Genomic DNA, 13,316 nt, shown 5'->3' on the forward strand with positions numbered 1-13,316 from the left:
TTCTATTTTGTGCATACCACTTGTTGGGTAAACTTGAGGTTTATATACTTGTATTTCTCTTGTTCAACATTCTCTCTTATCAAATACTGTACAAAGGCTTTATAATTTTGCAACTTTATTTCCATTTCATCAAACCCTCCAAACAAAATGTCAAAACGGTTTGTACGACTAATCAACATTAAAGTTCCCTTTGGTTCTATAACTATCCCCGTGATATCCTCTCTTAAGAATTCGTCCTTGTTAATCAATTCAAGTATTTCCTTAATATCTCTTTCATTACTCTTGTTCACCTTTCCCTGCACCATAGGAACTCTATCAGAAAAATTACTTGATAATGGCATCATTTTCCCTAACTCATCAAGATAATAATTATTATCCCCATCTATCACTCTTCCGATTGCTTTTTTTTGCCAAATATCAACGATTATTTTATTATCTATCGTCAAATAAACATCCGCATTTCTGATTAATTCATTTTTTAGCACGTTTTTCTCTAGATTATTCAAATCTAAAACACTTCTATTAATCTCGGAAATTTTTGGAAATTTATTTTTAAGCAAATTGCGAATTTCACTACTTGTTACAAAGTGTTCTTCACTTTCCTTAAAAACCACATCGATATCCTTAACTTCACGATCATTACTACGTTTATTAGTAAAAGAATACAAAAACAGTAACAGTCCACACAATAGCAATATGCGAACATCTGACCACTTTATTTTCTTAAACAACTTTTCCACGTACTAAAACTTCTATATTATTCTAATCCTTTCTTTATATCTTCTACCATTTCTCCTAAATCACCAGCTCCTATAGTCAAAACTAATTCAGCCTTAGAAGCCTTTAAATAAGGTAATAACTCCTCTTTTTGCAAGACCACTTTATCCACTGATGTCATTTGATCTAACAATGCTGCTGACGTCACTCCTTCTATAGGCAACTCTCTTGCTGGATAAATATCTAATAACACTACATGATCGAAGGTAGATAATGCTATAGCAAACTCACTCATAAAGTCTCTTGTACGACTATACAAATGAGGTTGGAACACAGCTACTATCTTCTTATCACTATATAACTCATGTACCGCCTGACTTACTGCTTGTATTTCTGTCGGGTGATGAGCGTAATCATCTATATAAATAAGATCATCTCTTCTGATCTTATAAGAAAACCTTCTTCTAACACCTTTAAAGCTTCCTAAACCATCTACTAATACATTTGCATCTATTCCGTAATTATAAGCCATAGCGAAGGCTACTAATGCATTAGATAGGTTATGTCTACCTGGTAATCCAAAGCGAACACCTTCAATGCTCTCATTAGGAGTTATAATATCAAAAACATACCATCCATTATCAATAGATATGTTCTCTATTCTATAAATACAGTCCTCTCCAAAACCAACTTTAATACCATTTAAGTCTACTTGTTCAGTTTTAAAGAATTTAGTCTTATCCTCAACCTTATTTGCAAAGTCTTGGAATGCTACTAACATTTCTTCTGCAGTACCAAATATATCTAAGTGATCCGCCTCAGTAGAAGTAATACAAGCTGTATCAGGATACAATCTTAAAAAAGAACGATCAAACTCATCTGCCTCTACTACTGTTACTGTTTTACCACTTCCGATTAAGTTAGTCTGATAATTCTCTACTACTCCACCAACAAATGCTGTTACATCAACACCTGCTTGAAATAATAAATGTCCTAAAATACTTGTTGTTGTAGTCTTACCATGTGTTCCTGCTACTGCAAAACAATAGGTATCCTTAGTTATCAACCCTAATACTTCAGAACGCTTACGAATATCAAATCCATTATCGATAAAATAGTTCCACTCTGTATGTGTACTAGGTATCGCAGGAGTGACTACAACTAAAGTTGTTTCCTTATCCTTATACACATCCTTTACTAACTCTAAATTATCTTCAAAGTGGATATCAATTCCTGCTTCTTTTAATTCATCAGTTAATTGTGTTGCAGTGCGATCATATCCTGCAACATTCTTTCCTATAAATTTAAAATAACGAGCTAAGGCACTCATACCTATGCCTCCTATTCCTATAAAAAATACGCTCTTTATCTTACTTAATTCCATACTTAAATATTCATTATAGCTTCTACTTGATCTACTATATCTTTTGTTGCATTAGGTAACGCTAACCTTCTAAAGTTAGTTCCTAACTTATTTTGCAACACTTTATCTTCTACTAACGCAGTAAATGTTGGCAAGAACTGCTCTGCTAGCTCTGCTTCTTTTAGCAATATTGCTCCTTCTTCGCTTACAATACTCATCGCATTTTTAGTCTGATGATCTTCAGCTACATTAGGAGAAGGAATAAATATAACAGGCTTACCTACCAATGCTAATTCAGAAATAGAAGAAGCTCCTGCTCTAGAAATCACATAGTCTGCTGCTGCATAGGCTAAGTTCATCTTCTCCACAAAAGCAGTTACTAATACCCCCTCTGCCTGATATTTCTTATACTCCTCATAATACAGCTTACCACACTGCCATATAACTTGTATATTCTTCTTCTTTATCTCTTCTAAATTCTCTTCAATCAATCGATTTATTCTCCTAGCTCCAAGACTTCCTCCTAAAACTAAAAGAATGTCTTTAGAACTATCTAATCCAAAAGAACGAATACCTTCCTCCTTCATAGAACTAACATCTAATAAATCATTTCTAACAGGGTTACCTGTCTTTATAATCTTTGACGCAGGAAAGAATCTTTCTAGATGATCATACGCCACACATACCTTATTTACCTTCTTTCCTAATAACTTATTCGTTATACCTGGAAAGGAATTCTGCTCTTGGATTAATGTCGGTATATTCTTACCAGCAGCAACTTTCACTACAGCTCCACTAGCAAAACCTCCAGTACCAATTACTACATCTGGTTTAAACTTTTTAATTATTTTACCAGACTTCCATAAACTACTAATCAGTTTAAACGGAAACGCAAGATTATCTACAGTCAACTTTCGTTGAATACCTGATATCCATAATCCTTCTATCTTATAACCTGCCTGCGGCACCTTCTGCATCTCCATTTTATTCTCAGCTCCTACGAACAAGATTTCAGCATCTGCATACCTTGCCTTAATCTCATTGGCAATAGCTATCGCAGGATAGATATGTCCTCCTGTTCCTCCTCCACTTAATATGACTCTCGGTGCACGTTTCATTTATTATATTATTTCCTATATTCTATTTTACTAATTCTTGATTTTGCCTAAGCTCTTCTTGTTTACCTAGCTCTTCTTGCATACGCTCTTCCTCTATCATTCTTTCCATCTCTTGTTTCTGTATCTCCTGTTCTTTTTTGGTAACACTTAGAATCACTCCTAACGAAATACAAGTCATCCAGATCGATGTTCCTCCACTACTAATCAGAGGTAACGTTTGTCCTGTCGTAGGCAGTAACGACACAGCTACTCCCATATTGATCAAGGCTTGGAATATAAAATAAAACCCTAACCCAGTAACCAACAACTTCCCAAATAAAGTCGGAGCCTTATGTGCTGCAATCAAAAACCTAAAGAACAAATACAGATAAAGAAACAGTATCGATAGTCCACCCACCATACCATATTCTTCAACAATAATAGCATAAATAAAATCCGATGAAGACTGTGGTAAAAAGTTCTTCTGAACACTTTTCCCTGGGCCTTTTCCCACTAATCCACCAGATGCGATAGCTATCTTAGCGTTGTCAACTTGATAAAGATCCTTTCCTCCTTCATCTGCATTAGCGAATCTATCTATACGACTTATCCATGTATCTACACGGTTAGGCATCGTTCCTTCAGGTAAAGCTTTTGCTGCCAATACAAACAAGGTCACAAACAACATTCCTGCTCCAAAAATAGCTGCTAGATATTTAAAAGGATACTTCCCCACAAATACCAATATACCAACCATCAAGAAGATCAAAGCTGCTGTAGAAAAGTTAGCTGGAAAGATTAATCCAACTACAACCATAACAGGCAACCATAACTCTAATACTGAAGGCCAAAACTCAACTTTCTTATCTTGAATACTGACCAGATACTGCGCTACATACCCTAGTACAACTACAGCTGCTATCGCAGATGGTTGTATCTGAATAACGCCTAAATCTAACCACCTACTCGCATTTGCTCCCCCTATGGTCTTACCTTGAATCAAAGTAAAGAACAGTAACACAATGGCTACTGGCATCATAAGAATGGACAATTGTCTAAAATATCTATACTCTAGTTTATGTGCTAAATACAATAACACAAAACCAATAGATAAGTGAGCAAAATGCTTAAACAAATAAGAGAATGTAGACTTCCCTGTACCTATCGTATAAACTAAGTTAGTACTCGCACTATATACAGGTACAAACGAAAATAAGGCCAGTAAAAATATTACTGTCCATATATGTTTATCTCCATATAAATTAGCAACTAACTTTTTCATTTTATCTTATAGATTATTTACTTCAGCCTTAAACTGATGTCCTCTATCCTCGTAATTTTTAAATAAATCAAAACTTGCACAGGCTGGTGACAGTAATACTGTATCACCACTCTCAGCTAAGCGTTGTGCCATCTTCACAGCATCCTCCATACTCTGAACCTCGATTAATGTGTCCACTACCTGTTCATAAGCTGCTTTTATCTTACTATTATCAACACCTAGACAAATAATACTCTTTACTTTCTCGCGAACTAAAGGCATTAACTCATCATAATCATTTCCTTTATCTACTCCTCCAACAATCCATACTGTTGGTGTCTTCATACTTTCTAATGCAAAAAAGGTAGCGTTGATATTAGTTGCTTTAGAGTCATTTATATACTGAACATTCTCTACTTTCATTACCTTTTCTAAACGATGTTCAGCTCCTTGAAAATCGGATAAGCTCTCTCTAATACTCTGCTTTCTTATTCTTTTTAATTGTGCCACAGCCGTAGCTGCCATAGCATTCTTAACATTGTGCTTTCCTTCAACACCCAATTCGCTAATTGGTAATACCACTGTTTCCTTGTCCATAGCCACTACAATATTTTGCCCTTCTAAATAAGCTCCATATTCTAACTTTTTAGTAATAGAAAATGGTACTCTTTTAGCGGCAGTTTTATTATTAGTTAACCAACGTTGAATCTCCACATCATCATCATCATAGATTAAATAATCCTCTTTGGTTTGATTCAATGTAATTCTAAACTTAGCATTGATATAATTTTCATATTTATAATCATATCGATCTAAGTGATCTGGGCTAATATTAGTAATAACAGCGATATGAGGTCTAAACTTGCGTATGCCATCTAATTGAAAACTGCTCAATTCTAACACATAACACTTTTCAGGATTCACAGCTACCTGCTTAGCGTAGCTATCACCTATATTTCCTCCTATACCAACGTTCAATCCTCCCTTACTCAATAGATGGTAAGTAAGCATCGTCGTTGTTGTTTTTCCATTACTACCTGTTATAGCGACAGATGGCTCTGTATTAAAAGTATAAGCAAACTCTATCTCCGAAATAACATCAATATCCGCTGCTAATGCTTTTTGAATAATAGCTACTTTATCTGGTATCCCAGGACTTTTAACTATTATATCACCACTCAATATTTCTGTTTCTGTATGTCTTCCTTCTTCCCAGCGTACATTGAACTCATTAAGAATAGCCTTGTACTTATCTTCAATCTGTCCAAAATCTGAAACGAATACATCATACCCTTTGGTCATAGCTAGTACAGCTGTACCTACTCCACTTTCTCCTGCTCCTAATACAACTACCTTCATACTATCTAATTTTTAAAGAAACAATACAGAATATTCCTAACAATATTCCGATAATCCAAAAACGAGTTACAATCTTACTCTCGTGATATCCTTTCTTTTGGAAATGGTGATGAAGTGGTGACATTAAAAATATCCTTCTTCCTTCTCCATATTTCTTTTTTGTATATTTAAAGTAACCTACCTGTAATACTACTGATAAGTTCTCTGCTAAAAATATTCCACATAATACTGGAATGATTAATTCTTTTCGTACAGCTATAGCTAATACTGCTATAATACCTCCGATAGTTAAACTACCCGTATCCCCCATAAATACCTGAGCAGGATAAGTATTATACCATAAGAACCCTATCAATGCACCCATAAAGGAGGCTATATAAATAGTCATCTCACCTGAATGGGGTATGTACATTACATTCAAATAGGCTGATAACACAACGTTCCCCGAAATAAACGCAAAAATTCCCAACACAAATGTTGAGATTGCTGATGTACCGGCAGCCAATCCATCGATACCATCTGTTAGGTTAGCTCCATTAGAGACAGCTGTCACAATAAATATCACAATAGGAATAAAGATCAACCAAGTATATTTCTCTGCACCTTCTCCTAACCAACTGATTAAAATCGAATAATCAAATTCATTATCTTTTAGAAAAGGAATAGTCGTTGCTGTTGATTTCACATCATATCTACTAGCTACATCTTCTACTAACGCTCTATTCGCAGGCATTTCTCTGACTGTCACAGTAGGGCTAAAATAAAGCACTGCTCCTACGATTAATCCTAGTCCTACCTGTCCTATTACTTTAAATCGTCCTTTTAGTCCTTCTTTATCTTTTTTCTTCATCTTTAAATAATCATCTAAGAATCCGATAGTTCCCATCCATACTGTCGTTAATAAAAGCAATAAAACGTATGTATTGTCAAGTTTTGCAAACAATAGAACTGGTATAAGGGTTGCTACAATAATGATTAGCCCTCCCATAGTTGGTGTACCTGCTTTTTCCTTCTGCCCTTCTAATCCAAGCTCACGCACAGTCTCACCAATCTGCATTTTTCGTAGATATTTGATAATTCTCTTACCGTAGATGATCGAAATCAGCAATGAGAATATCATAGCCATACCTGATCGGAAAGTGATGTATTGAAACATCCCCGCCCCAGGAATTTTGAAATAATCATCTAAGTACTCAAATAAATAATATAACATACCTTAAATCTCCCTTATTCTATTGTTCTAAAAATTCAGTTACAATCTCTAAATCATTAAAATGATTTCTTACCCCTTTAATCTCCTGATAAGTCTCATGTCCCTTACCAGCGATTAAAATAATATCCCCAGCTTCTGCCTGCTGACAAGCTAATTTGATAGCTTGCTTACGATCTACCACTATTATCGTCTTCATCGTATTCTGAGGCTCCACTCCTTTTTCCATTTCTTCTAAGATTACAACAGGGTCTTCGAATCGTGGGTTATCTGAAGTGAATATTACTTTATTACTCAGTTCTGAGGCTATCTGTGCCATCTCTGGTCTTTTTGTTTTATCTCTATTACCTCCACATCCTACTACTGTGATCAGCTTCTCATTATAAGTACGAATAGAGTTAATTGTTTCTACTACATTTTTTAATGCGTCAGGTGTGTGAGCGTAATCTACTATAGCAGTAACCTTCTTAGAAGATACTACGTATTGGAATCTTCCTGCTACACTAGTTAACTTACTTACTTCTAACAAAGCCTCATCTTCATTCACTCCTAATTGAATAGCTGCTGCATAAACAGCCAATAGATTAGAAGCATTGAAGAGTCCTATTAGTTGAACCCAAATCTCTCGCTGATTAATCTTCATCAGCATTCCTGAGAACTGACTTTCTAATACTTCTGCTTTATAATCAGCTACATTCTTAAGACCGTAAGTCTTGATAGTTGCATCTGTATTTTGGGTCATAATCAACCCATTTTTATCATCTACATTCGTTATTGCAAAAGAACCTTTAGGCAACTGATCGAAAAAGGCTTTCTTCGCATTTCTATATTCAGCAAATGTTTTGTGATAATCTAGATGATCGTGTGTTAGGTTAGTAAATATCCCTCCATCAAACTCTAGACTATGTGTACGCATCTGAACAATACCATGCGAACTAACTTCCATAAAACAGTATTCACATCCAGCCTCTACCATCTCATTTAAATAATGATTGATCGTAAGAGAATCTGGCGTAGTATGAGTAGCATTATAATCTATATCTCCTACTTTTATAACTACAGTAGACAATAAACCTGCCTCGTATCCTAAATTCTTAAACAATGTATATAGTAGAGTAGCAATAGTCGTTTTACCATTGGTACCTGTTACTCCTACTAATTTTAATTTAGAAGAAGGATTGTCATAAAAATTACTAGCAACGATGGCTAATGCCTTATTACTATCTTCTACTAAAATATAAGTTACTCCTTGTGCAATATCAACTGGTAGTTTCTCACAAATAACAGCACTAGCACCATCTTTGATTGCTTGTGTGATATAATCATGACCATCTACTACAGTACCAGGTATAGCTACAAATAGAGTCTCTTTTGAAACTTCACGTGAATCAAATGCAATCTTTGCTATAGAAAGTTCTAAATCACCTCCTGTAACAGATATCATTTTTGCTTTGTATAATAATTCGTTTAACTTTTTCACGATAGTTCTAATACTACTTTTTGATTTCTACTTATTTTTTGTCCAGCTATTACAGACTGTTTCTTTATTTTTCCTATTCCTTTTATTTCTACTTTTAAGCCTAGATTTTCTAAAAGAGGTACTGCATCCATTGCATACATTCCTCTCACATCAGGCATAACTTCAAGATTATCCATTACTATTTCATGATAATCTTGGTAACTCGTTCTCACATTAGATGGTACTTCATCTATATTGCTCAAACTTGTTGTTGTAGGCACATCCGTATATATCTTCTGTGCTATACGTTTAAATACTGGTCCAGACACATCCGCACCATAATAACTCTTCGTTCTATCTGGTTTATGTATAATTACTATACATGAATATTTCGGATTCTCTGTCGGGAAATAACCAGCAAAAGAAGAAGAATAATACATATCCTTTCCTTTTCCTTTTCCATAATTTACCTGAGCAGTTCCCGTTTTACCCGCCATTGAGAAATTAGGAGAACCTACTTTTCTACCTGTACCTTTTACAACTACATTAGTCAGTACTCCTTGTACCTGTTTAATAACCTCTGGAGAAGCAATCTGAGGGTTTAAAACCTCTGGTTCGAACTTCACCACTGTTTTATTAAACTCTTTTACTTCTGAGACAAACATTGGTTTCACCATTACTCCATTATTTGCTACTGCATTATACAATGTCAATGTATGTAAAGGTGTTATTGAAATACCATACCCAAAAGCCATCCAAGGCAGCGCTAATCCACTCCACCCTTTTTTACCAGGTTTCGGTATATAAGGTACACTAGCTCCTTTAATAGGTATATCTAATGCCTTATCCATACCTAGAGTAGATAGATAATTAGTAAACTCACTAGGCTTATCTTTAAATCCTTCATTCACTGCTTGTGTTATTACAGTGTTTGAAGACACCTCTATTCCTCTAGCTAACGATATCTTACCATATCCTCCCCATTTAGAATCACGAACTCTAGCATTATAGAATTTCACAACACCATCATTCGTATCGTATATCCTAGCAGTATCACTTTTACCTTTTTCTAAAAGAGCTAATAATGATGCTAGCTTAAACGTAGAACCAGGCTCGTGTTTCTCTCCTACAGCATAATTAATCGTTTCATAATAATTACCACTTTCAGATCGTCCTAAATTAGAAATAGCCTTAATAGCACCAGTTCCAACTTCCATTACCACCACACACCCATGATCTGCACTATAATACTCTAATTGTTTTAGTAGTGCATGGTGAGCGATATCTTGTATATAGACATCAATGGTAGATACGATATCTTGCCCATCGATAGGCTCTATCTCATTTTCATCATTAATAGGCTTCCATTGATCCTTTCCAAGACTTTGCATCTTTCTACGACCATCTACTCCACTTAAATAAGATGTAAATGCTCCTTCTATTCCCACTCGAGTGAAAGAATTATCCTCATTCTTTCTTTCATACCCGATTGTTCGTTGTGCAATCTTACCAATAGGATGTTGCCTAATTGTTTTTTGCAGAGATATAAGCCCTCCTTTATAAGGGCCTCTTTTTAAAAGAGGAAAGCTTTTAACTCTTACATATTGTGTATAACTAAGATCTTTAGCTATGAATACATATCTGTTTCCATTCTTTCTAGCCTTTCTAAGCAAATTCTCATAATAGCTAGAAGTTTTCTTAAACATCACTCCTAAAGAATCAGATAATGGCTTCACATTCTCATAAAAATCCTTCTCACTAGGTGCCAAACCATCAAAACGAATTTCAAAGACCGGTACAGAAGTCGCTAATAGACTTCCATCTGACGAATACACATTCCCTCTATTCGCAGGAATCTCTTCTATCTTTACTCTAGTTTTATCTTGAGCCTTAGCTCTTAGCTCTTTTCCTTCTATCCCTTGGATCTGTACTAATCGATAGACAATCCCCCCTGCAAAGAGCAAAACCAAAGCAGAGATAAGGTATATATTCACATAAATATTCTTATTATTTAGCGCCATAACTTATCCCAAAAACTTTCTTTTTCTACTTCTCTAGTTACTTTAATCTTCGTCGCTGGTGTCTCTGAAGGGAATATCCCATCTTCTTCTAAGTTCTTAGTGATGGTAGATTCCATCTTCAGTTCCATTAACTCTGATCGTGTATCAACAAACTCTGCACGCAACATCTTCACTTCATGAGTTAGTTTTGCTATTTTAAATACTTTCGCCTCATACGACTGAGTATTACCAATTAACAATAAACTTAAAATGATTACATAAATAATAAATGCCCAAGTCTTAGCTGAATTCTCATTAACAAGAATCTTCGCTTTGATAATATCTCCTGGGCTACTTATTTTATTTTTCATTTTTTCTCGGCAATTCTCAATTTCGCAGAGCGAGCTCTATTATTTACTGCAATTTCTTCATCAGTAGGCAAGATTAACTTCCCTAGCTGTTTCATCGGAACTTCAAATCTTCCAAAGAAGTCTTTTTCAGGTTCTCCTTCGAACATTCCGTTTTTCATAAATCGTTTCACTAAACGATCTTCTAATGAATGGTAAGAGATAATGCTCAATCTCCCTTTCGGCTTCAAGACCTCTTGACTTTGCGTCAACATTTCTTTCAATACATCCATTTCCTGATTCACTTCTATTCGAATCGCTTGATATATCTGAGCCAAAATTCTAGCACTCTTATGTGCAGGTAAGAATCTAGCCAACACCTCTTTTAATTCATCTGTATTCTTGATTGGGGCATCTGTTCTAGCTTTGACAATTGTATTTGCAATTGCTCCGGCATTTTTTAATTCCCCATACATATAAAACATATTTCTAAGGTCTGCTTCTTCATACTCATTCACCACGTTAAAAGCAGAGATATCTCCAGACTGATTCATTCTCATATCTAGCTCACCATCGAATCTAGTCGAGAATCCTCTCTCTGGCACGTCGAACTGATGTGATGACACTCCTAAATCTCCTAACACTCCATCTACCTCCTTCACTCCATGAAAACGCAAATAACGTTTCAGGTATCTAAAGTTTTGATTAATCAAAGTAAACCTTGGGTCATCTATCGCATTAGCTAATGCATCCTCATCTTGATCAAATGCAAACAACTTTCCTTCACTTCCTAGACGGTTAAGTATCTCTCTAGAGTGCCCTCCTCCTCCGAATGTCACATCTACATAGACACCATTCGGATCAGTAATTAATCCATCAATACTCTCTGTCAACAAAACAGGTCTGTGATAACCGTATTCTTCTTTACTCATCAAAACTTATATTACTCATTACATCCTGAGCCAACTCTCCGAAATCAAAATCATCTACCTCTAGCGTTGCCTCATACAATTTCTTATCCCAAATTTCCATTATATTCACTTTAGACGAAAAAACAAGATCCTTGCTTATTTGTGCAAAGTCGATTAAGTCTTTCGCTATCAAAAGACGTCCTGCATCATCTATTTCAACATTCTTTACACCGGCCATAAAACGACGAATAAAAGCATCATTCTTTTTATCAAAAGGATTCAACTTTCCTATTTTGCTCATCATTTTATCCCATTCCGCCATTGGCCATAACTCTAAACAGCTCTCAAAAACAGAACGTTTTAATACAAAACCATCACCAATACCAGGCAACTGCTTCTTTAGAGAAGCAGGTACTAGCACCCTTCCTTTGGCGTCTATTTTGCATTCATATGTTCCGATTATTGCCATCTATGTACACCTATAAATATAATCTTAGCAAATGTAGTCAATTTTTTACCACAATTTACCACTTTTTCCCACTTTGTTGATAAGTTTTGAGTGTTAAACTAAATAATTCAAGTAAATAGGGTAATCAGCTGACTAATAGCCCTTAATTTTAAAATACAAATCACAATTCGAACCCTCGCATTTGACTATAAAAATGCTTTTATCAACATCCATAAATTAGCATTTACAACAAGGCCAGAAGCGCTGAAATGGACAAATTCACACTTTTACAATAAATTATTACTCCTTTTAGAATTTTTCTCATATTTAAAAACGTATATTTGTGGGAATTTAAAAATCGCATTTAGAAACTACATGGAGCGAACTTTAAAAGAAGATGGTAAATTCCGTTTTATAGAAATTGGCGAAGGTACACCAATTGTTATCTTACACGGATTAATGGGAGGTCTGAGCAATTTTGATGGTGTTACAAATTTTTTCCCAAATGAAGGTTACAAAGTAGTTCTTCCAGAACTTCCACTTTACACGAACAGTATTTTAAAAACGAATGTAAAGGCTTTCGCAAAATTTGTAAAAGATTTTATAGATAGAAGAGGTTATAAAAAAGTGATCTTGCTAGGAAATTCTCTAGGAGGACATATCGCTTTGTACTTTTCAAAAATGTATCCTGAATATCTTCAAGCGATGGTATTAACAGGAAGCTCTGGCTTATACGAAAGTGCTATGGGAGACAGTTACCCTAAACGTGGGGACTATGAATATATCAAGAAGAAAGCTGAAGATGTATTTTATCACCCAGAAATAGCTACTAAAGAAATCGTAGACGAAGTCTTTGCTACAGTTAATGATCGAATGAAAGTAATCAAGACTATTACTATCGCCAAAAGTGCGATACGACACAATATGTCTAAAGATTTACCTAAAATAAAAGTACCTACGTGTTTAATCTGGGGAAAGAATGATAAAGTAACCCCTCCTGAAGTAGCTGTAGAGTTCAATGAACTACTACCTGACTCTGACCTGTATTGGATCGATGAGTGTGGACATGCTGCTATGATGGAACACCCAGATCAATTCAACGAATTACTAAACGCGTGGTTTATCAAAAGAAATATCAAGTAAA

The 13,316-nt window shown here is 35.2% G+C and carries 12 protein-coding genes; 1 reads left to right on the forward strand and 11 read right to left on the reverse strand.

Annotated features, from left to right (window positions below; genetic code table 11):
* Window positions 1-2: 2 nt before the first annotated feature.
* From E0Z07_RS03375 to mraZ, 11 genes are read right to left on the reverse strand one after another with little or no spacing between them, the layout of a single operon-like run.
* On the reverse strand, window positions 3-740 hold the full coding sequence (locus E0Z07_RS03375; protein ID WP_006259682.1) for a cell division protein FtsQ/DivIB: 738 nt from the start codon (window positions 738-740) through the stop codon (window positions 3-5).
* A gap of 17 nt (window positions 741-757) precedes the next feature.
* Window positions 758-2,101 carry a UDP-N-acetylmuramate--L-alanine ligase gene (gene murC / locus E0Z07_RS03380; RefSeq protein WP_131540286.1) on the reverse strand — a complete coding sequence of 448 codons (1,344 nt, stop codon included), beginning with the start codon at window positions 2,099-2,101 and terminating at the stop codon, window positions 758-760.
* A gap of 2 nt (window positions 2,102-2,103) precedes the next feature.
* Window positions 2,104-3,198 (reverse strand): undecaprenyldiphospho-muramoylpentapeptide beta-N-acetylglucosaminyltransferase, encoded by a 1,095-nt coding sequence (gene murG, locus E0Z07_RS03385; RefSeq protein WP_006262248.1) that lies wholly within the window; start codon window positions 3,196-3,198, stop codon window positions 2,104-2,106.
* Window positions 3,199-3,220: 22 nt separating this feature from the next.
* On the reverse strand, window positions 3,221-4,459 hold the full coding sequence (locus E0Z07_RS03390; protein ID WP_006259685.1) for an FtsW/RodA/SpoVE family cell cycle protein: 1,239 nt from the start codon (window positions 4,457-4,459) through the stop codon (window positions 3,221-3,223).
* Window positions 4,460-4,465: 6 nt separating this feature from the next.
* Window positions 4,466-5,797, reverse strand: a complete 1,332-nt coding sequence (murD, locus tag E0Z07_RS03395; protein ID WP_131540287.1) for a UDP-N-acetylmuramoyl-L-alanine--D-glutamate ligase — start codon at window positions 5,795-5,797, stop codon at window positions 4,466-4,468.
* 1 nt (window position 5,798) lies between these two features.
* Window positions 5,799-7,010 (reverse strand): phospho-N-acetylmuramoyl-pentapeptide-transferase, encoded by a 1,212-nt coding sequence (gene mraY / locus E0Z07_RS03400; protein WP_006259687.1) that lies wholly within the window; start codon window positions 7,008-7,010, stop codon window positions 5,799-5,801.
* Between the two features lie 19 nt (window positions 7,011-7,029).
* On the reverse strand, window positions 7,030-8,487 hold the full coding sequence (locus tag E0Z07_RS03405) for a UDP-N-acetylmuramoyl-L-alanyl-D-glutamate--2,6-diaminopimelate ligase (RefSeq protein ID WP_006259688.1): 1,458 nt from the start codon (window positions 8,485-8,487) through the stop codon (window positions 7,030-7,032).
* Window positions 8,484-10,487, reverse strand: coding sequence for a penicillin-binding protein (locus tag E0Z07_RS03410; RefSeq protein WP_006264624.1), 2,004 nt, complete (start codon window positions 10,485-10,487; stop codon window positions 8,484-8,486). Before E0Z07_RS03410 ends, E0Z07_RS03405 begins: the two co-directional genes overlap by 4 nt.
* The gene (locus E0Z07_RS03415) at window positions 10,478-10,837 is read right to left on the reverse strand and encodes an FtsL-like putative cell division protein (protein WP_006259690.1); all 360 of its coding nucleotides are present in this window, start codon (window positions 10,835-10,837) and stop codon (window positions 10,478-10,480) included. Before E0Z07_RS03415 ends, E0Z07_RS03410 begins: the two co-directional genes overlap by 10 nt.
* On the reverse strand, window positions 10,834-11,745 hold the full coding sequence (gene rsmH / locus E0Z07_RS03420; RefSeq protein WP_006259691.1) for a 16S rRNA (cytosine(1402)-N(4))-methyltransferase RsmH: 912 nt from the start codon (window positions 11,743-11,745) through the stop codon (window positions 10,834-10,836). Before rsmH ends, E0Z07_RS03415 begins: the two co-directional genes overlap by 4 nt.
* Window positions 11,738-12,193, reverse strand: coding sequence for a division/cell wall cluster transcriptional repressor MraZ (mraZ, locus tag E0Z07_RS03425; protein WP_006259692.1), 456 nt, complete (start codon window positions 12,191-12,193; stop codon window positions 11,738-11,740). The genes rsmH and mraZ overlap by 8 nt, the downstream gene beginning before the upstream one ends.
* Before the next feature lie 354 nt (window positions 12,194-12,547).
* On the opposite strand from mraZ, the gene E0Z07_RS03430 reads away from it, so the two are divergent.
* Window positions 12,548-13,315, forward strand: coding sequence for an alpha/beta fold hydrolase (locus tag E0Z07_RS03430; protein ID WP_006259693.1), 768 nt, complete (start codon window positions 12,548-12,550; stop codon window positions 13,313-13,315).
* The last annotated feature ends 1 nt before the right edge of the window (window position 13,316 follow it).

It is taken from the genome of Myroides odoratimimus, assembly GCF_004337635.1.
GTDB classification, from domain to species: Bacteria; Bacteroidota; Bacteroidia; order Flavobacteriales; family Flavobacteriaceae; genus Flavobacterium; species Flavobacterium odoratimimum.